Source organism: Rhodococcus sp. RD6.2 (genome assembly GCF_001040705.1).
Lineage (GTDB): Bacteria > Actinomycetota > Actinomycetes > Mycobacteriales > Mycobacteriaceae > Rhodococcus_G.
In genome coordinates this window covers 15,282-36,030 of sequence record NZ_CVQP01000011.1, presented here as the reverse complement: position 1 = coordinate 36,030, position 20,749 = coordinate 15,282, and the positions used below count along the sequence as shown (strand labels likewise).

The 20,749-nt window shown below is 68.5% G+C and carries 19 protein-coding genes; 4 read left to right on the top strand and 15 right to left on the bottom strand.

Annotated features, from left to right (window positions below; translation table 11 throughout):
* Nucleotides 1–115 precede the first annotated feature (115 nt).
* Nucleotides 116–1,417 carry an outer membrane protein assembly factor BamB family protein gene (locus tag RHCRD62_RS22615; RefSeq protein WP_050067019.1) on the top strand — a complete coding sequence of 434 codons (1,302 nt, stop codon included), beginning with the start codon at nucleotides 116–118 and terminating at the stop codon, nucleotides 1,415–1,417.
* Nucleotides 1,418–1,479: 62 nt separating this feature from the next.
* On the opposite strand, the gene RHCRD62_RS22610 is transcribed toward RHCRD62_RS22615, so the two are convergent.
* From RHCRD62_RS22610 to RHCRD62_RS22590, 6 genes are all read right to left on the bottom strand, one after another.
* Nucleotides 1,480–2,472, bottom strand: a complete 993-nt coding sequence (locus RHCRD62_RS22610) for a sulfate/molybdate ABC transporter ATP-binding protein (RefSeq protein ID WP_050067018.1) — start codon at nucleotides 2,470–2,472, stop codon at nucleotides 1,480–1,482.
* On the bottom strand, nucleotides 2,469–3,245 hold the full coding sequence (gene cysW / locus RHCRD62_RS22605; protein WP_157051044.1) for a sulfate ABC transporter permease subunit CysW: 777 nt from the start codon (nucleotides 3,243–3,245) through the stop codon (nucleotides 2,469–2,471). The genes RHCRD62_RS22610 and cysW overlap by 4 nt, the downstream gene beginning before the upstream one ends.
* A 26-nt stretch (nucleotides 3,246–3,271) precedes the next feature.
* Nucleotides 3,272–4,153 carry a sulfate ABC transporter permease subunit CysT gene (gene cysT / locus RHCRD62_RS22600; RefSeq protein WP_050067229.1) on the bottom strand — a complete coding sequence of 294 codons (882 nt, stop codon included), beginning with the start codon at nucleotides 4,151–4,153 and terminating at the stop codon, nucleotides 3,272–3,274.
* A gap of 46 nt (nucleotides 4,154–4,199) precedes the next feature.
* Nucleotides 4,200–5,258, bottom strand: a complete 1,059-nt coding sequence (locus RHCRD62_RS22595) for a sulfate ABC transporter substrate-binding protein (RefSeq protein WP_050067228.1) — start codon at nucleotides 5,256–5,258, stop codon at nucleotides 4,200–4,202.
* Between the two features lie 167 nt (nucleotides 5,259–5,425).
* Entirely contained in the window at nucleotides 5,426–5,515 is a 90-nt protein-coding gene (locus RHCRD62_RS26765; protein WP_317698979.1) for an Ms4533A family Cys-rich leader peptide, read from the bottom strand.
* A gap of 136 nt (nucleotides 5,516–5,651) precedes the next feature.
* A complete protein-coding gene (locus RHCRD62_RS22590) occupies nucleotides 5,652–5,861 on the bottom strand; it encodes a hypothetical protein (protein ID WP_050067016.1) in 210 nt (69 codons plus the stop codon).
* A gap of 65 nt (nucleotides 5,862–5,926) precedes the next feature.
* Between RHCRD62_RS22590 and RHCRD62_RS22585 the strand changes: the two genes are divergently transcribed.
* Complete coding sequence (locus RHCRD62_RS22585; protein ID WP_253277444.1) at nucleotides 5,927–7,927, top strand: glycoside hydrolase family 15 protein; 2,001 nt, start codon at nucleotides 5,927–5,929, stop codon at nucleotides 7,925–7,927.
* Nucleotides 7,928–8,024: 97 nt separating this feature from the next.
* Here the strand turns inward: RHCRD62_RS22585 and RHCRD62_RS22580 are convergent, their stop codons facing one another.
* Together RHCRD62_RS22580 and lepA are read right to left on the bottom strand one after the other, a co-directional pair.
* Nucleotides 8,025–8,954, bottom strand: a complete 930-nt coding sequence (locus RHCRD62_RS22580) for an NAD(P)H-dependent flavin oxidoreductase (RefSeq protein WP_050067015.1) — start codon at nucleotides 8,952–8,954, stop codon at nucleotides 8,025–8,027.
* Between the two features lie 82 nt (nucleotides 8,955–9,036).
* A complete protein-coding gene (gene lepA / locus RHCRD62_RS22575; RefSeq protein WP_084734439.1) occupies nucleotides 9,037–10,935 on the bottom strand; it encodes a translation elongation factor 4 in 1,899 nt (632 codons plus the stop codon).
* A 104-nt stretch (nucleotides 10,936–11,039) separates the two neighbouring features.
* Between lepA and RHCRD62_RS22570 the strand changes: the two genes are divergently transcribed.
* Nucleotides 11,040–11,609 carry a type II toxin-antitoxin system PemK/MazF family toxin gene (locus tag RHCRD62_RS22570; protein ID WP_050067013.1) on the top strand — a complete coding sequence of 190 codons (570 nt, stop codon included), beginning with the start codon at nucleotides 11,040–11,042 and terminating at the stop codon, nucleotides 11,607–11,609.
* Nucleotides 11,610–11,666: 57 nt separating this feature from the next.
* On the opposite strand, the gene RHCRD62_RS22565 is transcribed toward RHCRD62_RS22570, so the two are convergent.
* The 4 genes from RHCRD62_RS22565 to RHCRD62_RS22550 are packed head-to-tail and all read right to left on the bottom strand — an operon-like array spanning nucleotide 11,667 to nucleotide 15,957.
* Nucleotides 11,667–12,440, bottom strand: a complete 774-nt coding sequence (locus RHCRD62_RS22565) for an aquaporin (RefSeq protein ID WP_050067012.1) — start codon at nucleotides 12,438–12,440, stop codon at nucleotides 11,667–11,669.
* Between the two features lie 55 nt (nucleotides 12,441–12,495).
* Complete coding sequence (locus RHCRD62_RS22560) at nucleotides 12,496–13,338, bottom strand: transglutaminase family protein (RefSeq protein WP_050067011.1); 843 nt, start codon at nucleotides 13,336–13,338, stop codon at nucleotides 12,496–12,498.
* The gene (locus RHCRD62_RS22555; protein WP_050067010.1) at nucleotides 13,335–14,303 is read right to left on the bottom strand and encodes an alpha-E domain-containing protein; all 969 of its coding nucleotides are present in this window, start codon (nucleotides 14,301–14,303) and stop codon (nucleotides 13,335–13,337) included. The genes RHCRD62_RS22560 and RHCRD62_RS22555 overlap by 4 nt, the downstream gene beginning before the upstream one ends.
* Nucleotides 14,290–15,957, bottom strand: coding sequence for a circularly permuted type 2 ATP-grasp protein (locus tag RHCRD62_RS22550; RefSeq protein ID WP_050067226.1), 1,668 nt, complete (start codon nucleotides 15,955–15,957; stop codon nucleotides 14,290–14,292). Before RHCRD62_RS22550 ends, RHCRD62_RS22555 begins: the two co-directional genes overlap by 14 nt.
* A 214-nt stretch (nucleotides 15,958–16,171) precedes the next feature.
* On the opposite strand from RHCRD62_RS22550, the gene rpsT reads away from it, so the two are divergent.
* Nucleotides 16,172–16,432, top strand: a complete 261-nt coding sequence (rpsT, locus tag RHCRD62_RS22545) for a 30S ribosomal protein S20 (RefSeq protein WP_050067009.1) — start codon at nucleotides 16,172–16,174, stop codon at nucleotides 16,430–16,432.
* Between the two features lie 139 nt (nucleotides 16,433–16,571).
* Here the strand turns inward: rpsT and holA are convergent, their stop codons facing one another.
* The 3 genes from holA to RHCRD62_RS22530 are packed head-to-tail and all read right to left on the bottom strand — an operon-like array spanning nucleotide 16,572 to nucleotide 20,694.
* Nucleotides 16,572–17,531: a DNA polymerase III subunit delta gene (holA, locus tag RHCRD62_RS22540; protein WP_050067008.1), complete on the bottom strand. Its 960-nt coding sequence runs from the start codon at nucleotides 17,529–17,531 to the stop codon at nucleotides 16,572–16,574.
* The gene (locus tag RHCRD62_RS22535; protein ID WP_050067225.1) at nucleotides 17,528–19,819 is read right to left on the bottom strand and encodes a ComEC/Rec2 family competence protein; all 2,292 of its coding nucleotides are present in this window, start codon (nucleotides 19,817–19,819) and stop codon (nucleotides 17,528–17,530) included. The genes holA and RHCRD62_RS22535 overlap by 4 nt, the downstream gene beginning before the upstream one ends.
* A 44-nt stretch (nucleotides 19,820–19,863) precedes the next feature.
* Nucleotides 19,864–20,694: a ComEA family DNA-binding protein gene (locus RHCRD62_RS22530; RefSeq protein ID WP_050067007.1), complete on the bottom strand. Its 831-nt coding sequence runs from the start codon at nucleotides 20,692–20,694 to the stop codon at nucleotides 19,864–19,866.
* Between the last annotated feature and the right edge of the window lie 55 nt (nucleotides 20,695–20,749).

Genomic DNA, 20,749 nt, shown 5'->3' with positions numbered 1-20,749 from the left:
CCGGAACCCGGACACCCTTGATCCACGCCGACCCCAACCACACCAGGACACGTGCGCACGCCGCCCCGCCCGCCCGATAGTGTGCACCGAACGAAAAACACACGAGGAGTGATGCATGCGGCGGGTCGTACGGTCGACAGCAGTGGCACTTGCGACGGTCTCCGCCCTGGTGACGGCGGGCTGCGGAAGCGACACCCAGGTCGCAGGCATCTACTCCCCCGGCGGCTGGCCGGGAATGCACGCCGACGCCCGCAACAGTGCCACCAGCCCGGTCACCGGATCCCGGTCCGTGTCGCCTGCCTGGTCGCGGCCGCTCGGCGCTCCGGCCGCGACCTACGCCTCTGTCGCGGCGACCGGTCAGATCTTCGTCACGACGCGCGACGAGATCGGCTGCACGCTCTGGTCGTTCGATATCGACAGCGGCCGCAAACGCTGGTGCACGCGTCTCGGCCCCGGCTCCGCGCTGTCGACCCCACTCGTCGACAAGGCCACGAACGTGTACATCGGCGAAGACGGCGCGATGAACTCGTTCAACGATCACGGCCAACTTCGTTGGCGGACCATCGTGAGCGGAACGCCGGTCTCGGCGCAGTTCACCGGCGACGGAAATCTGTTGTTCGTCACGCATTTCGGAGTCGTGTCGATCCTGAACCCGCAGAACGGCCGTGAGGTCGTTCCCTCCTACCAACTGATTCCGGCACCGACGGCCGCTCAGGCTCAGAACGTGCCGCTGGTCCCCGCCGCGCAGGGACTCGACAACTGCTTCCTCGGCTCCCCGGAATGCCCGGTGTCGCACACACCTGCGATCGACCTGTCCTCGGGACGGTTCTATCTCACCCTCTGGCGCCCGGGGACGCCGCGCAGCCAGCTGGTCGCGATGCGGTATGCGGACGGCGCGCTGACCGAGGAGTGGTCCACCGACGCCCTTCCCGGCGGCGCCACGTCGAGCCCCGTACTGTCCGCGGACGGGTCGACGATGTACGTCAACGACAACGAGGGCGCACTGTGGGCACTCGACGCGCTCAGCGGCGAACCCCGCTGGCACCACGACATCGGGTACACGGCGGCCGCCGGACCCTCGATTTCGGCGGACGGCCTGATCATTCCGGCCGGAGGACGCGACGGTCGCCTGCTCGCACTGCGCGACAACGGCGATACCGCCGAGGTGTCGTGGGAACGGACGGATCTGCTTCAGCTCGGCGTACCGGCGCAAACCGCGGGCAGCACGGGCTACACGGTCGTCCGCGAGGGCACCGAGGGACTCGCGATGCTCACCTTCGACACCGCGACCGGCGAGACCGCGGACCAGGACATCCTGCCTGGCGCAACGGGATTCACGGTCGGTACGTCGATCGGCCCCGACGGCGAGGTCGTGACGCCGACCCTGATCGGGGAACTGTTCGTCCTCAAGCCGTAGGGGCGCGCGGAAGCCACCGCGAGGCTCTGGTGCGCTCTCGTCCCAGAGCCTCGCGGCGCCGCCTACGCGGGAATGGACGGAATCAGGGTCGCGCGGGCGTAAACGGTCTCGCCCTCCTTGAGCTGCAACGCCTCGCTGTCACCACGGGTCACCTGAGCGGCGAACAGATCGCCGGTGGCCGCATTGCGGAGTTCGACGCGCACCTCGAATCCGAGATGGACGACGCGTTCGACGGTGGCGCGGGTGACGCCCGCCGACTCTGCGGTGCCCGCCTTCTGCGCCACCGCCATGCTGGGGTCGCGACCGACCCGGATGTCGTGCGGACGCACCAGCTGACCGTTCAGCTTCGCTACCGGGCCGAGGAACGACATCACGAAGTCGTTCGCCGGGCTGTCGTAGAGATCGCGCGGCGTACCGACCTGCTCGATCCGGCCCTTGTTGAGCACGGCGATCCGGTCGGCGACGTCGAGCGCCTCCTCCTGGTCGTGCGTGACGAGCACGGTGGTGACGTGCACCTCGTCGTGCAGGCGACGCAACCAGGTCCGCAGGTCCTCCCGAACCTTCGCGTCGAGCGCGCCGAACGGCTCGTCGAGGAGCAGCACCTGCGGATCGACCGCGAGCGCCCGCGCCAACGCCATGCGCTGCCGCTGACCACCGGAGAGTTGTGCCGGGTAGCGATGCTGGAAGCCGTCGAGCCCGACGATCCCGAGGAGCTCGTTGACGCGCTTCTCGATCTCTGCCTTCGGCCGCTTGCGGATCTTGAGGCCGAACGCGACGTTGTCACGTACCGTCATGTGCTTGAACGCCGCATAGTGCTGGAACACGAATCCGATGTCGCGCTTCTGCGGCGGTACACCGGTGACGTCCTTGCCCGCGATGGTGATGGTGCCCGAGTCGGGGTGTTCGAGTCCGGCGATCGACCGCAGCAGCGTCGACTTGCCCGAGCCGGACGGTCCGAGCAGCGCCGTGAGGGACCCGGACGGGATCTCGAGCGAAAGGTTGTCGAGGGCCGCGAAGTCGCCGTAGTTCTTGTTCGCGCCGATCACCGAAATCATGCGTTGCTCCTCTTGCGGTCCAGCAGCGTCATCAGCAGCAGCGTCACCAGGGCGATACCCATCAGCAGCGTCGCCGCGCAGTACGCGCCGTAGGTGTTGTGGTCGTCGATGTAGCGCGAATGCACCAGCAGGGTGAGGGTCTGCGAGACGCCGGGGAACCCGGACGACACCATGATCACGGCCCCGAACTCGCCGAGCGAACGGGCCACGGTGAGCACGATGCCGTAGGTGAGGCCCCAGCGGATCGCGGGCAGGGTGATCCGCCAGAATGTCTGCCACTTCGACGCACCGAGGGTCGCGGCTGCCTGCTCCTGCTCGTCGCCGATCTCGTGCAGGACCGGTTCGACCTCGCGAACCACGAACGGCAACGTCACGAAGATCGTGGCGAGGACCATGCCGGGCAGCCCGAAGATCACCCGGAATCCGAGATTGTCGAGTCCGCCGAACCAACCGTTGACGCCCCACAGCAGAATCAGCGACACACCGACGACGACGGGCGAAACCGCGAAGGGCAGATCGACGACGGCCTGGACCAACCCGCGGCCGGGGAACCTGCCCCGCACCAACGCGAGTGCGGTGACGACACCGAAGACGACGTTGATGGGTACGACGATCGCGACGATGAGCAGCGACAGGTTCAGCGCCGAGATCGCCGCCGGGGTCGAGATCGCCTCGTAGAAAGCCACGATCCCGTTCTCGAAGGTGCGCCACAGGATCACCCCGATCGGCACTAGGAGCAGGAGCACCAGGTAGCCGAGGGCGATCACGCGCATGCCGAGCCGAGCCGGCGTCGAGACGTTCACGCGGACTGCTCCTCACGTCGCTGGGTGCGGCTCGCGAGCAGTCGCAGCACCAACAGCGTGACGAAGGCGATCGCCAGCAACGCCACCGACACCGCGGCGGCGTTGACGGGTCGGTCGATCTCGATCTGCTGCTGAATGTACTGCGAGGTCACCTGCGTCTCGCGCGGGATGTTGCCGCCGATGAGTACGACCGAGCCGTACTCACCGATGGCCCGGGCGAAGGCCAGGCCCGCACCACCGATGATGGCGGGCGCCAGGGTGGGGAGCACGACCTTGCGGAAGATGGTCCAGTTGTCGGCCCCCAGAGATGCCGCCGCCTGCTCGACGTCCTTGTCGAGTTCGATCAGCACGGGCTGCACCGAGCGCACCACGAACGGCAGGGTCACGAAGGCCAGCGCGACCACCAAGCCCGGCTGGGTCGCGTTGAGCTGCACGTCGATCGGACTGTTGGGCCCGTACAGCGAGAGAAGGACGATGCTCGCGACGATCGTCGGCAGCGCGAACGGCAGGTCGATGAGCGCGTTGACCACTCGCTTGCCGGGAAACTCGTCGCGAACGAGGACCCATGCGATGAGGGTGCCCATCACGACGTTGATGAGCGCCACCACCACGGACACCCCCACGGTCACGCGCAGCGACGCGAGTGCCGTCGGGCTGGTGACGGCGTCCCAGAATCCGCTGATGCCGCCCTCGAACGAGGTGACGGTCAACGCAGCGAGAGGCAGCAACACGATGACACTGAGCCAGAGCATCGTGATGCCGATGCCGAGGGGTCCGACCGTTCCGGTGACGGTGAACCACCGCCGACGACGACGGGGAGCAGGTGACTTCACCGGGGCGGAAACGCCGGTCTCTTGGTTGTCCGGGGTGGACGGCATCTCGGACACCGATCCCCCCGTCGTCGCGGTAGTGGTCATCGTGAGACTACTGGCTCGCTGCGTCGTAGATCACGGCGATCGACCCGGTGTCCTTGGCGAACAGCGAGGCGTCGACGGCCTTCCAACCGCCGAGGTCTGCGATGGTCCACAACTTGGCCGGGGCCGGGAACTCGTCCGCGAACTCCGCGGCGACGGCGGGGTCGACCGGCCGGAAGCCGGCCTCGGCCCACAGCGTCTGCCCCTCGGTGGTGTAGAGGTAGTCGTTGAACGCGGTGGCCTGCTCGAGCACCTTGCTGTTCTGGAGGACCGCGACGGGGTTCTCGATCTTGAAAGTGACCGGCGGGGTCACGTGTTCGACCGGATCACCGTTGCGCTCGGCGAAGATCGCTTCGTTCTCGTAGCTGAGCAGCACGTCGCCGGTGCCCTGCAGGAAGGTCTCGGTGGCCTCACGACCGGACTTCGGCTGCACCTTCACGTGATCGGTGACAAGCGCATTGACGTAGTCGAGTCCGGCCTGGGGGTTCGCGCCGCCCTCGCTCTTCGCGGCGTACGGCGCGAGGAGGTTCCACTTCGCCGAGCCGGAGCTGAACGGGTTGGGGGTGACGACCTCGATGCCGGGCGCGAGAAGGTCGTCCCAGTCGCGGATGTTCTTCGGGTTGCCCTCACGGACGACGATGGTGACAACGGAGCCGAACGGAACTCCGTTGTAGGCGTTCTTGTTCCAGTCCTCGCTGACGAGGCCGGCGTCGACCAGTCGGGTGATGTCGGGTTCGACGGAGAAGTTCACCACGTCGGCCTGCGCGCCGTCCTTGACCTTGCGCGACTGGTCTCCCGAGGCGCCGTAGGACTGCTGGAACTGCACGTTCGCGCCCTCGTCGGTGGCCTGGAACGCGGGAATCAGCTTGTCGAAGCCCGGCTTCGGTACCGCGTAGGCGAAGAGGCTGACGGTGCCGCCACTGCCGTCCGCCGCGCCGGTCGCGCCGGTCGCGTCGGCGCCGACCACGTCGCTCGATCCGCCACTGCACGCGGTCAGCGCAACCGCTCCGACGGTGGCGACGGCGGCCAGGAGGAGGCCGGAACGGGAAATGCGGGCACGAACACTCATCGAGATATGCCTTTCGAGGATTCGCCGGAATGCGGCGAAAATTCGGGTGGTCGTCGAGACCGCCGTGACCGCCGCGGCCGATGGGCAGCGGATCACGGTCATCAGAATGGGAGGGTGCCCGCTGCGTGGGGCGAACCGTCCGGGCGCGACGGCGCCGGCTCAGTCGATCAACGACAGTCGATGTCGGCGACTGCGAGCATGCCGACAGCGATCAACGCCAATTCATGGCGGACCTGGTGCGCGGCAGTGACAGACACGCGGGCGAATCTAGCAGAGCGACCGGACCCGAATCCAGCCGGCGGACCACCCTGCGGGATCACCGGGTGAAGAGCCACCCGATGAGAACAAGGATCAGCAGCGCGATCAGCATGAGGGTGACGCGAGAACGAGGCATCAGCGGTCACCGACCGTGACGTCGGCGGACACAGCGACGCGGTCCCGTCCGAGCAGCGCGAGGACCCGGGCGAGCGCCACGTCGAAGAGGCTTGCGCACCCGTACGCGAGGGGCAGTGCGACGACCATGACCAGCAGCAACTGCGGCACGTAGGGCAGCCCACTGAGCCACAGTTCCAGTCCGTCCCACCACTCGGCAATCGCATTCACGCACCCAACCCTACGCGGCGCCTCCAGCGGTGGACGACGACGCCCGGCGGGCACAGAATGTGCAGATGACGGCCACCGATCACGAGGCGGCCGGACCTGGTCCGGCCGCGTACGACGACCTGCCTGCCAACCTGCCCGCGCTGATCGAACGCCACCATTCGCGCCGCAGCCCGTTCCCCCCGATCGACGACTTCGCCTTCCTGTCCGATTGCGAGACGACGTGCCTCATCGCTCGCAACGGCTCCGTCGAATGGATGTGCATTCCGCGCCCCGACTCCCCCAGTGTCTTCGGCGCGATCCTCGATCGCAGCGCCGGACACTTCCGGATCGGCCCGTACGGCCAGAACGTCCCCGCCGCCCGCCGCTACCTCCCCGGCGGGCTGATCGTCGAAACCACGTGGCAGACGGAGACCGGTTGGCTCATCGTTCGCGACGCCCTCGTGATGGGACCGTGGCACAACAACGACGAGCGCTCTCGGAGCCACCGGCGCACACCGACCGACTGGGACGCCGAGCACATCCTGCTGCGCACGGTGAAGTGCGTCAGCGGCGTCGTCGAACTGGAGGTGAGCTGCGAGCCGTCGTTCGACTACCACCGCGTACCCGCGAAGTGGGAGTACACCGGCAAGGTGTACGAGGAGGCCACCGCGACGTGCACCGGCAGTGCCCTGGGCGAGCATCCGACGCTGCGCCTGACCACCAACCTCAAACTCGGACTCGAAGGTCGCGAGGCGCGGGCACGGACCCGGATGAAGGAGGGCGACAACGTCTTCGTCGCCCTGTCGTGGTCGGACCTCCCGGCACCACAGACCTTCGAGGACGCCGCGGCGAAGATGTGGACGACGGCGGAGTGCTGGCGCCAGTGGATCACCATCGGCACCTTCCCCGACCACCCGTGGCGCGGCTACCTGCAGCGCAGCGCCCTGGCGCTGAAGGGCCTGACGTATGCACCCACCGGCGCACTGCTCGCCGCGTCCACGACATCGCTTCCGGAAACCCCTGGCGGAGAACGTAACTGGGACTACCGCTACGCCTGGGTGCGCGATTCCACCTTCGCGCTGTGGGGCCTGTACACCCTTGGCCTCGACCGTGAGGCCAACGACTTCTTCTCGTTCATCTCCGACGTCTCGCAGTCCGAGAACGGCGACCCGCACCCACTGCAGGTGATGTACGGCATCGGCGGCGAGAAGACGCTCGAGGAATCCGAACTCGACCACCTGTCCGGGTACGACGGCGCGAAGCCGGTCCGGATCGGCAACGGCGCCTTCAACCAGAAGCAGCACGACATCTGGGGCACCATGCTCGACTCCGTCTACCTCCACGTGCGCTCCCGTGACCAGGTCCCGGATGCTCTGTGGCCACTGCTCAAGCGGCAGGTGGAGGAAGCCATCGAGCACTGGCGTCAACCCGATCGCGGGATCTGGGAGGTGCGAGGCGAACCACAGCACTTCACGTCGTCGAAGGTGATGTGTTGGGTGGCCCTAGATCGCGGAGTCAAACTCGCCCTCCTCCACGGCGAGGAGGGGTACGCCGAGCGGTGGTCGGTGATCGCAGAGGAGATCAAGGCCGACATCCTCGAGCACGGCGTCGACGAGCGCGGCGTCTTCACCCAGCGCTACGGTCACCCCTCCCTCGACGCGTCCCTGCTTCTCGTTCCGTTGCTCCGATTCCTCCCTGCACACGATCACCGGGTCCGCGCAACCGTCCTCACGATCGCCGACGAGCTGACCGAGGATGGTCTCGTGCTGCGCTATCGCGTGGAGACCACCGACGACGGACTGTCCGGCGAGGAGGGCGCGTTCACGATCTGTTCGTTCTGGCTGGTGTCGGCACTGGTCGAGATCGGCGAGCTGTCACGGGCCAAGCACCTGTGCTCGCGACTGCTCGGCTACGCGAGCCCGCTGAAGTTGTACGCGGAGGAGATCGACACCCGCTCGGGCAGGCATCTCGGCAACTTCCCGCAGGCGTTCACCCACCTGGCACTGATCAACGCGGTCGTGCACGTCATCCGAGCAGAGGAGGCGGCTGCGACCGGCACATTCCAGCCGGCACACTCCCCCACCTGATCGGCCCGCACCCGTCCCGGCACCCGATTGAATGTGGCGTCAGGTCACTTCACGTAACCGAACGCCACATTCGATCGAGCACGGTGTCGCGCTTCGATCAGCCCCAGCGCGACAGCAGCCGCTCGGCATCGGCAGCGATCTGCCTGACGATCTCGCCCGCAGGCCGCTCGCCGTGCACCAGACCAACCGCCTCCCCCGCGTACACGACACCGCGACGCGGGTCGGCGGGATCGTAGGTCTGCTCCAACTGCGAGTCCGGCGCGTCGACGTCGTGGAAGTCGCGGGTGAAGTCATTGACGATCGCGCGACCGCCCCACCGCGACGGCCACGGCTGGTTGCGAGCGCGGTCGAACACTGCGGTGTACACGGTGTCGGCGCTGCCGGCGTCGACGACCGCGGTCCGCGCGTAGGCGGGGCCGACAGTCTCGGGGCTGGCGAGCAGCGCGGTCCCGATCAGCGCGCCCTGCGCACCCGCCGCGAGCACGGCCGCGAGACCGCGACCGGTTCCGATTCCCCCCGCCGCGAGCACGGGAAGATCGGTGGCGTCCAGCAGCTCCTGCAGCAGCGGCAGCGTCCCGATGCGACCGGTGTGTCCACCTGCCTCACCGCCCTGCGCGATGATCACGTCGACCCCCGCTCGCTCCGCGATCCGCATGTCGTCGAGGGTGTTCACCTGCGACGCGACGGGAATCCCGGCAGCGTGTGCGCGGGGCACGTACGGTGCCGGATCGCCGAACGAGAGGGAGAGCAGCGTCGGCTTCTCGGCGATCGCGGCATCGAGGAGGCTGTCGTCGGTGTCGAGGGACCACGTCATCAACCCGATGCCGATGCGGCCGCCGCGTTCGCGGGCAACCGCTGCTTCGGACGCGACCCAGTCCGGCGAGTTGTATCGGGCGGCGCCCAGCATGCCGAGGCCACCCGCCTTCGACACCTCTCCTGCGAGTTCGCCGCCGGCACGTCCGCCCATCGGAGCGCCGAGGATCGGCACCTCGAGTCCCAACGTCTCCGTCAACCAGGTCTCGAGCACACCGCGTCCTTTCCTGCGGCGCCGCCCCCGTGAGTGCTTCCGGTCCTGGTGCGGGCCGGAAGCACCAACGGGCGCGGAGCGCCTACTTCTTGGGCTTGTCCGCCACCGACTCGTTCGACAGCGCCGCGACGAAGGCCTCCTGCGGGACCTCGACCCGGCCGATGGTCTTCATCCGCTTCTTGCCTTCCTTCTGCTTCTCGAGCAGCTTGCGCTTACGGCTGATGTCGCCGCCGTAGCACTTGGCGAGGACGTCCTTGCGGATCGCGCGGATGTTCTCGCGGGCAATGATCTTCGAGCCGATCGCCGCCTGGATCGGCACCTCGAACTGCTGGCGCGGGATGAGCTCACGCAACTTGGTGGTCATCTTGTTGCCGTAGGCGAACGCGGCGTCCTTGTGCACGATGGCACTGAACGCGTCGACGGCCTCGCCCTGCAGCAGGATGTCCACCTTCACCAGCGCCGCGTTCTGTTCGCCCGCCTCCTCGTAGTCGAGGCTGGCGTAGCCCTTCGTCCGCGACTTGAGGGCGTCGAAGAAGTCGAACATGATCTCGCCCATCGGCAGCGTGTAGCGGAGTTCGACGCGGGTCTCCGACAGGTAGTCCATGCCGCCGAGTTCGCCGCGGCGGGACTGGCAGAGCTCCATGATCGCGCCGGTGTACTCGCTCGGCGCGATGACGGTGCACTTGGCCATCGGCTCGTACACCTCGCGCACCTTGCCCTCGGGCCAGTACGACGGGTTGGTCACCTCGTGCTCGGAGCCGTCCTCCATGATCACGCGGTAGACGACGTTCGGCGCGGTGGAGATGAGGTCGAGGCCGAACTCACGCTCGAGGCGGTCGCGAGTGATCTCCATGTGCAGCAGGCCGAGGAAGCCGCAGCGGAAGCCGAAGCCCAGCGCCACCGAGGTTTCCGGCTCGTATGCCAGCGCGGCGTCGTTGAGGCGCAGCTTGTCGAGCGCGTCGCGGAGCACCGGGTAGTCGGAGCCGTCCATCGGGTACAGGCCGGAGTAGACCATCGGCTTCGGGTCGCGGTAGCCGGTCAGCGGCTCTTCCGCACCGTTGCGGAAGGTGGTCACGGTGTCGCCGACCCGGGACTGGCGGACGTCCTTCACACCGGTGATGAGGTAGCCGACCTCGCCGACGCCGAGGCCGACGGTGGCCTTGGGTTCGGGCGAGATGATGCCCACCTCGAGCAGTTCGTGGGTGGTGCCGGTCGACATCATGGTGATCTTCTCGCGGGGACGGATCCTGCCGTCCACCACTCGCACGTAGGTGACGACGCCGCGGTAGGCGTCGTAGACCGAGTCGAAGATCATCGCGCGCGCCGGGCCGTCCGCGTCGCCGACGGGGGCAGGCACCTGCTTGACGACCTCGTCGAGCAGTTCCTTGACGCCGACACCGGTCTTGCCGGACACCCGCAGCACGTCCTCCGGCTCGCAGCCGACGATGTGCGCGATCTCCGCGGCGTACCGGTCGGGGTCGGCGGCGGGCAGGTCGATCTTGTTGAGCACCGGGATGATGGTGAGGTCCTTCTCCATCGCCAGGTACAGGTTCGCCAGGGTCTGCGCCTCGATGCCCTGCGCGGCGTCCACCAGCAGCACGGCACCCTCGCAGGCCTCGAGCGCGCGGGACACCTCGTAGGTGAAGTCGACGTGACCGGGGGTGTCGATCAGGTGCAGGACGATCTCTTCCTTGGTGCCGTCCTCGTGCTCGACGACCCACGGCAGCCGCACGTTCTGGGCCTTGATGGTGATGCCGCGTTCGCGCTCGATGTCCATCCGGTCGAGGTACTGCGCGCGCATCGCCCGCTCCTCGACGACACCGGTCAGCTGCAACATCCGGTCGGCCAGCGTCGACTTGCCGTGGTCGATGTGGGCGATGATGCAGAAGTTCCGGATCCGGGCCGGATCCGTGAACGTCGTGTCCGCGAAGGTGCTGATGGTGTGCTCCTGAAGTCGGCGGCGGCTCGAGTCGGGCCGCAGTCACTACCGAGAAGAATATGCCAGGCACCGCCCACCGAAGGTTCGGCCCCGCTCAGGGCAGGTTCGGCCCCGAGATGCACGGGACGACTGACTAGGTTGGACGCATGGCTTCGAGGTGGACACAGTTCGGCAGGCAACTCGGCGAAATCGCGTTGCGGGAGGGCCCGAGAATTCTCAAGGGGTTGCAGCAGTCGGGTGTGCTGCCCGGCAAGAAACCGGCGGCAGGCACGGAGCCGGGCGTGCCCGGGCCGAAGCCCCGCGACCGCGGCAGGCCGGTGTCGTCGACGGCGGTCCCGACCGCGCACCGCGCCCGCACCGTCGAGTACGCACCCGACCTGGACGGCCGAGCCGACCCCGGGGAGATCGTGTGGACGTGGGTGACGTACGAGGAGGACGCGGGGCAGGGCAAGGATCGTCCTGTGCTGGTGGTCGGACGTGACGGCGCGACACTGCTCGGCCTGATGCTGTCGTCGAACTCGGAGCGCGAGGGCAGCCGGAACTGGCTGGGTATCGGTGCGGGTTCGTGGGACGGCGGGAACCGGCCGAGCTGGGTGCGACTGGACCGGGTGCTCGATGTGCCGGAGTCCGGTATCCGCAGGGAGGGCGCGATCCTCGACCGCGCCCGGTTCGATCAGGTCGCTACGCGCCTCCGCAGCGACTACAGCTGGTCCTGACGCAAACGATCGGGCGCCGGCCTCCATGGCCGACGCCCGATCCCGGTCTCCGAAACGTCAGTCGTGCAGTCGGTCGTATCGTCCGAACAGCGCGCGGTATGCCAACGCGCCGAGCGCGCCACCGATCAGCGGGAACAGTATGAACGCCCACAGCTGCGCGGGCGCCCCGTCCTGGTACCACGCGACCGCGAAACTGCGCGCCGGGTTGACCGAGGTGTTGTCGACGGGGATCGACATGATGTGAATTGCGGCGAGAGTGAACCCGATCGCGATGCCTGCGAGCGGGACGTCCGAGATCTGGTCGGTGGCAGCCAGCACCACGAACACGAGCAGTGCGGTGAGCAGGACCTCGATGACGATCATGGCGCCGATGCCGTAGCCGTTCTGCAGCACACCGCCGAGGGGACCCTCGATCGCGGACGGGCTGTGGGCACCCCAACCGTTCGCGCCGAGTCCGGACGCCTCGCGATCGTAGGCGGGCAGGCTTTGCGCCACGGCGAAGAGAGCCAAGCCGGCTGCCAGACCACCGATCAGCTGCGCCACCACGTAGATTCCGGCCGTCATGGCGCTGACCCGGCCGATGAGGAACTGCCCCAGTGTCACCGCGGGGTTCACATGGCAGCCGGACACCGGTCCGATCGAGTAGACCAGGAAGAGCAGGGTCAGACCGAACGCGAGTGCGACACCGAGGTTTCCGACCTTGTCGCCCGCAACCACCGCAGTGCCGACGGCGACGAACACCAGAATGAACGTTCCGACCGCTTCGGCGACGTACTTCTTGATGTCCGAGATCGGTTCCTTCTCGACGAATTCCTGTGCTGTTGGGGACATCTGACACCTTTGCTCGAGGTTCGATCACGAAGTGAAGAATGTCTGGAGCCGGACGCTACGCGAGCCGAATCATCTCCACAACGACATCGAGGTGTGTCGATCCCCCTCCCGAATAGATCCCTTTCAGTGGGGGAACGTCCGCGTAGTCTCGTCCTACCGCGACCGACACGTGCTGTTCATTCACCGGAACACCGTTGGTCGGGTCATAGCCCCACCACGATCCGGTCCAGGTCTGCACCCACGCATGCGACTCTGCGCTGACGGCCACGCCCAGTGCCGCATTTCGCTTCGGGTGCAGGTAGCCGGACACGTAGCGCGCGGGAACACCCATGGCGCGCACCAGGACGAGTGTCAAGTGCGCATAGTCCTGGCAGACACCCCTGCGCTCCTCCCAGGCTTCGAGCGCGGAGGTGTGCACGCCGGTCGCTCCAGGCACGTACGACATGTGTTCGCGCACCCATCGCGCGGCCTCGACGACTGCGTTCGCGGGCGAGTGCTCACGTCGCAGCCTCTGCGCGACATCATCGAACCGGTCGGTCGTCGGGACATATCCGGTGCCACCGAGGAACTCCCCGTACTGGTCGCGAATGTGGCCATTGTCCAACTGATCCCAGCCCACGGTGTCCACCGGGATCGTGACTGCCTCGGTCTCGACCACCGACGATCCGGTGACGGCGAGCGACCTGTGGGGCGCATGAAGGTCGAAGGCGGTGACAGCAGTGCCCCAGTAGTCGGTGTACCGGTACGCCCGCGTCGCCGGAATCGTCTCGACCCGACTGTGAATGACGTTCTGTCGTGAGTCGCTGCGCGGCGTCAACCGCGCCTCGTTGAACGACGACGTCACCGGCGCATCGTAGGCGAACCCCGTGGTGTGCACCACCCGCAGACGCCAAGTCATCGCTCCACCTCCGCTTCCGGCGACACCCCGGCCCCGGCATCGGTCCACGCCACCCACGGGGCGGAGTGAAAGTACTGTTGCGCAATCGCTTCCTGGAGGTCGCGGCACGTCGTCTGCAACGCGAGGAGTCGCTGCTGCAGGTCCTCCATCACCACCACCGGGGGCAGGAACTCGAGTTCGCTTCGCGCCCGGCCGACGATGCGCTGCGCCTCGGCGCGGGTACCGACGCGACTGCTCGGGTTGATGTCCAACTGGTCGAGACACTGTTCCGCCTGCCCGATCGCGTGGAACACCGACCGGGGGAACAGGCGGTCGAGAAGGATGAACTCGACGACCCGGTGGGCGTCGAGTGCACCGCGATACGTGCGCAGGTAGGTGTCCTGCGCGCCGGCGGAACGCAGCACGGTCACCCATGCGGGTGAGCTGTTGCGGTCGCCCGCACGCGAGAGCAGCAGCCGGACGAGCATGTCCACACGTTCGACGGAGCGGCCGAGGAGCAGGAACCGGTATCCGTCGTCGCGACTGAGGGTGGAGTCGGCGAGGCCGGCGAACATCGCGGCCCTGGTCTCGACGTAGCTGAAGAACTCGTGCGGACCGAGACGGCGCGCGGCCCGCTCCCGTTCGGCCAGACCGTTGTAGGTGGTGTTGAGGCACTCCCACATCTCGGTGGACGTGACTTCCCTTGCACCCCTGGCATTCTCACGGGCCCGCGACAGGGAGTCGACGATCGATCCACCGCGGCTTCGGCTGAACGCCACGGCATCGGTCAGCGACCAGACGTCCAACGGACCCTCCGGCGGATTGATGCCGAGCACCCGCAGCAGCAGCCGGGACGACCGGTCCGGGTCGACCGTCGAGTCCTCGAACAGTTGATGGACCGCGACGTCGAGGATGCGGGCGGTCTCGTCGGCCCGCTCGACGTAGCGGCCGATCCAGAACAGCGACTCCGCGTTACGCGCGAGCATCGGCGTCCCCCTCCTGCGGCCCGTCGACGACGGGTTGCCGTCGACCGTTCTGCTGCTGTTGTTGTTGCTGCTGTCCGGCGGAGAGTTCGGGACCGAGTTCGCTGTGCCCGGGGCGGACCGGCTCGCCGACGAGTTCCCCGCCGCCCAGTTCCCGTTCGGCGTCGGGGACGCGGCTGGCGAGGACCCACGTGTCCTTGCTGCCACCGCCCTGACTGGAGTTGACGACGAGCGACCCCTCGGGGAGTGCGACGCGCGTCAGTCCACCGGGCAGCACCCAGACGCTGTCGCCGTCGTTGACCGCGAAGGGACGGAGGTCGACGTGACGTGGGGAGAGGACGTCGCCGATCTTGGTGGGGACGGTCGACAGCTGCACGACCGGCTGCGCGATCCAGCCTCGAGGATCGGCGCGGATCTTCTCGCCGATCTCGGTGAGTTCCTTGGGTGAGGCGTCCGGGCCGAACACGATTCCGTACCCGCCCGAACCCTCCACCGGCTTGATCACCAGCTCGTCGAGCCTGTCGAGGACCTGCTCGCATTCGTCGGGCAGCCAGCAACGGAAGGTGTCGACGTTCTCGAGCAACGGCTTCTCGCCCAGGTAGTACTCGATGATCGCGGGGACGTAGGTGTAGACGAGCTTGTCGTCGCCCACCCCGTTTCCCACGGCACTGGAGATGACCACGTTGCCGGCACGGGCCGCGTTGAGCAGCCCGGCGACGCCGAGCACCGAGTCTGGCCGGAAGTGCATCGGGTCGAGGAAGTCGTCGTCGATGCGTCGGTAGACGACGTCGACCTGCCGCTCCCCCTCCGTCGTGCGCATGTAGACGACGTTGTCTCGGCAGAACAGGTCCCTGCCCTCGACGAGTTCGACGCCCATCTGCCGGGCCAGCAGGGAGTGCTCGAAGTAGGCGGAGTTCGCGATGCCGGGGGTGAGTACGACGACGGTCGGGTCCGCGGTGTTCACCGCGGCCGACGACCTCAGCGCCCGCAACAGGTGTGCCGAGTAGTCGCCGACCGCCCGCACCCGATGCGAGGAGAAGAGGTCGGGAAAGACTCGCGCCATGGTGCGCCGGTTCTCCATCACGTAGGAGACACCCGACGGGGAGCGGAGGTTGTCCTCGAGCACCCGGAAGGTGCCGTTGGCGTCCCGAATGACATCGATCCCGGCGACGTGGATCCGGACCCCGTTCGGCGGCACGATGCCCATCGCTTCCCTGTGGAAGTGGTCGCAGGACGTCACCAGCCGCTTCGGGACCACCCGATCGCGGAGGATCTCCTGGTCGCCGTACACGTCGGCGAGGAACATCTCGAGTGCGCGGACACGTTGGGCGATGCCGAGCTCGAGTCCGGTCCACTCCTGCTCTCCGATCACCCTCGGTACGAGGTCGAGCGGGAACGGTCGCTCCTGCCCGGAGAGCGAGAACGTCACGCCCTGGTCGACGAATGCGCGGGCCAACGCCTCCGCGCGGGCGGCCAGGTCGTTGGCGTTGGCAGGCGCGAGCGCCGCGAAGATCCCCTCGTACGGTTCTCGAACGGTGCCGTCGGCGGCGAACATTTCGTCGTGCGCGAGGGCGTAGCGACCGATGTCGGTGTACCCGTCGAAGACCTCGCCCTCGGACTGACCGGGCGCGGTTCGTGTGGCGGCTCGAGCGTTCATCGGCTCATGGTCCGACACCCGTGTCACCGCGGCATCACGTACGGTAAAGGGGAGATGAGCGCGGCGAAACAACTGTGTTTCTCCGTTTCCGATGCGTGATCGCACACGCCGGTTTGGGACGGCACCTCGGCCACTGGTACAGTGGCCTGTCGGTGCCTAAGTGCACCCAAAGCTTTCTCAACCAGAAACCAGCGAAGACGACAGGATTTTACGCGTGGCCAACATCAAGTCCCAGGTGAAGCGGATCCAGACCAACGAGCGTCAGCGACTGCGCAACCAGTCGGTGAAGTCCTCGCTGCGCACCGCCATCCGCTCCTTCCGCGAGGCAGCTGCCGCGGGCGACAAGGACAAGGCCAGCGAGCTCCTCGTCTCCGCCAGCCGCAAGCTCGACAAGGCAGCCAGCAAGGGCGTCATCCACGCCAACCAGGCCGCCAACAAGAAGTCGGCGCTCGCCCTCGCCGCCAACAAGCTCTGACGCACCCCGTGTGACGGCTCGCCGTCACTCGGCTGGCGGCCCTGCCGCCCGACTCACGTCATCGCTGGAGACCGCCCAGGTCATTCGACCGGGCGGTCTTTCGCGTTCCCGTGAACGGTGGCGCCCCGGGGACACGTGCTCACGACCGCAGTTCGGCCACACGTCCCACGGCATATTCGACCGCGTAGTCCGCGTCCGCGGCCCCGCCCTTCACGTCCGCGTTGAGTTGCGCGACCACACGCAGCGCCACGCCCAGGGTCTCGGGACTCCATCCCCGGGCCTGCGCCTGCGCCTTCTTCACCTTCCACGGCGCCATGCCGAGCCCCGACGCCATCTTGAACGGGTCGCCGCGTCCTGCGGAGTCCACGCGCGCGATGGTGTGCACGGCATCAGCCAGCGCATCGGCGAGGAGGACGTGCGGGACACCGCGGAGCATCGCCCATCGCAGTGCCTCGAGCGCTCCGGGCCGGTTTCCCGCCACAGCAAGCTCCGCGACGTCGAATCCGGACACCTCCGCCTTGCCCGAGTAGTACCGGTGCACCGCGGCCGCGTCGATACGTCCGCCCGTGTCCGCGACCAGCTGCGAACACGCCGCGGCCAGTTCGCGAAGATCGGAGCCGACCGCGTCGAGGATCGTCTCGATTACCTCCGGTGACACCCGGGCGCCGGCCGCCCGGAACTCACCGCGGACGAAGTCGACGCGTTCGGACGCCTTGAGCTTGGCGCACTCGTGCACCTGCGCCCCCGACTTCTGCAGTACGCCGACCATCGCCTTCGCACGGCCTCCGCCGGAATGCAGGACGACGAGGGTGAATCCGTCCGGCGGGGCCGCGGCCGCGTCCTGAACGAGTGCGACGGCGTCCTTGCCCGCCTCGGCCGCGGCTTCGAGGACGATCACCTTGTCCTCGGCGAACAGCGACGGGCTGAGCAGTTCGGCCAGTTCGGCCGGGGTGGCGTCACCGGTGCGCAGCCTCTCCACCGGCACATCCGTCGGGTTGTCGGATGCTCCCCTGACCATCGCGACGATGGACGCGACTGCCCGCTCGACGAGGAATTCCTCGTCGCCGAGGACGAGATGCAACTGCTCGGTCTGACTCACCGCACGATCGTCCCACGCCGGTACGTCACGGCCACACCGCCACCGCCGGCGCGGCTCACCGCGATGTCGCCGCCGAGGTCGGTCCGTGCAACCGTCGCACCCGTCTCCCGCACTGCGCGGAGGATGTCGGGGTTGGGATGTCCGAAGGTATTGCCCGCACCGACCGACACGACGACCACCCTCGCCCCGACCGCGCGGAGGAACTCCGGCGCGGTCGTCCGCGAACCGTGATGCGGCAGTTTCAGAATGTCCGCGGTGAGCGGGACCCCGTCGCGGATGAGGTCACGCTGCCCTGCTGCCTCGACGTCGCCGGTCAGCAGGATGCGTCCCGCAACCGTGTCGACCGTCAGTACCAACGACTGATCGTTGGCCGCGTCGTCGGCGTCCTCGGGGTCGCTAGGGGCAGGAAGCGTCGGACCGAGGACCCGCAACGTCAGCGTGCCGACCGTCAGCGCCTGCCCCGCGTGGACAGAGGTGAGCGGCACTCCCGCGCCGGATGCCAGCGTCCGCACCTGTTCGTACGCCTGCGTCGGCAGCCGCATCGGCCCGGTCACGATCTGCTCGACCGTTCGCCCGTGCAGGACGCCCGGCAGTCCGTCGACATGATCGGCGTGCAGATGAGTCAGCACGACGGCCGTGACCGACCGCACCCCCAGCCGGTCCAGGCAGCCGTCCACCGGCCGCGATGCTGGACCGGCGTCGACGACCACCGCCGACCCGTCGCCCGCGTCGAGCACAAGTGCGTCACCCTGGCCGACATCGCACGCCACCAGAACCCAGCCCGCGACCGGCCAGCCCGGCATCAGCATCCGGAGCGGTATCCAGGCGACGGCCAACCCGATCACGACGGCGATCGCCACGATCCGGAGCCGACGCACCGCGACCGCCGTGATTGCCGCTGCGGCCGTCACGGCGAGGATCGCGAACCCGAATGCCCCCGACGGTACGACCACCGACGCTCCCGGGACCTCCGCGGCTTCACGCGCCACTCTCAGCAACCACCACAGCGGCGGGCCGGTCGCGAGTGCGACGACCTCGCCGAGCGGGACCCAGGCCGTCGCGCCCGCCGCGGCCACGGCCCCGATCACCGTGACGGGCGCGATCACGGGGGCGACAAGGAGATTCGCGGCGACGGCAACCATGCTGACCGTCCCCGACATCGCCGCCACGATCGGCACGGTGACGACGTGGGCGGCGACGGCAACCGAGACCGCTTCGGCCACGGCGCGGGGCCAGCCGCGACGTTGCCACCGCCGTGCCCAGCGCGGCGCGATCAGGACCAGCGCCGCGGTCGCCGCAACGGACAGCGCAAAACCGTAGCTGACGGCCAGTTCCGGAAACCACGCGAGCAGTGCGACGACCGCGGCCGCCAGTGCGGGCACGGCCTGACGGCGGCGGCCGACCACCATCGCCAGCAGCACCACCGCACCCATCGCGGCGGCCCGCAGCACGCTCGCGGACGGCCTGGCCACGACGACGAAGCCGACGAGCGCGACACCGGCGATCGCCGCCGTGGTGCGAGGGCCGAGCGCGGCCGCCCGGGTGAGGAGCAGGATCGCGCCCAACAGGATCGAGATGTTGGCGCCGGACACCGCCGTCAGATGGCTGAGACCGGCCGCGGTGAAGTCGTCGTCCACGGGTTCCGGCAGATCAGACGTGTCGCCGACCACCAGACCGGGCAGCAGTCCGGCGGCGTCGGTCGGCAGGGCGCGAGATGCCGCCTCGGCAAAGCGCTGCCGTACGTGCCCTGCCGCGCGTTGATGCCAGGGCGGATCACCGACCTCGGTCGGCGGCCCGGTCGCCTGGACCACCGCGACGGTGAGATCCGCACGGTCCGATTCGCCGACCCGACCGCGCAACTGCACTCGCTGCCCCGGCAGCAGATCCTGCCAGCCGTCGATGGGGGCGAAGACGAGCACCGCTCCCCCGACGTCGAGTGCGCCACGCGCGGTGTCCATCGAGCGGAGCGAGACGCGGACCAGTACGGAGCCACCGGCTGGCCCGCGGACGGGACGCGGATCGTCGACGACGACCGCGGTCAGGGTGACGTGGCCGCCGCGCTCCGCGACCGCGGCGAGGGGATGACTCCGAACCGCATGCACCCGCAGCGCGGTGGCGCCGGCGAAGCCCGCCCCCACGAGTAGTGCCGCGATCACCGCACCCGCGACTGCCGCCGAGTGCCTCCGCAGCCCTGCCGCCGCCACCGCTCCCGCCAGGGCGACCGCGGCGAACCACACCGCTGCGCGCCACCCGAGTCCGATCCCGACAGCGGTTGCCGCCCAGGACATTCCAGCCGACGGAAGCAGGCGAAGGTCGAGGACCCGCGGCGGCGTCACCGCACCGTCACGAGGTCGCGCAGCTTCTCGAGTCGCGCGGGACCGATCCCGTCGACCTCACCGAGCTGCTCGACGTCGGTGAAGCTGCCGTTCGCGGTGCGCCACGAGATGATCGCGGTCGCGGTGACCGGTCCGACTCCGGGCAGGGCGTCCAGCTGCTGCTCGGTTGCGGTGTTGAGGTCGACCGGCCCACCGGCGGTGGCGTTCCCCGTCCCGCCGCCGGCGCTCCCACCGACGGCACCCGCGCCGACGGTGGCACTTCCCGCGACGGGCACCGACCCTGGAGCGGGTGCCAGGCCGACGAGCACCTGGTCGCCGTCGGCGAGCCGCTGCGCGAGGTTGAGTCCCAGCAGGTCCGCACCCTCCCGTGCACCGCCTGCGGCGGCGAGGGCGTCGGCGACCCGCGATCCGTCCGGCAGGTGAACGAGGCCGCTCGTATGGACGAGCCCGACCACGCTGACGACGATGTCGGAGGCGGGCGGTGGTGGCGCGGGCGTGCCCGGCATGACGGGAGGTGCGGGCGACTCGTCCACGACGTCGACCGCGGGCAGCGGCGGCGCCAACTCCGTGGTGGGCCGGTCCCGCCACACCGCGACTCCGCCGATTCCTGCGGCGACGAGTGCGACGAGCACCAGCGCGATCACGCCGCGACGCCCCGGTGCGAACCGAACCCGCGGACCGGACGCGGCGGTATCGGACTCGAGCCAGCCCGGCGCACCCACCCCGTCGTCGTGATCGGACTCGCCGGTCGCGTCGTCGACGTTGACGGCTCCGGTGACGGCGTCCAGTCTGCGCCTGATCTGCTCGCGTACCTCGGTGCTGCCCATGACACGACGGTAGGACGGGCGCCGCACCGGACCTCGGGGCCGACCAGCCGAAACA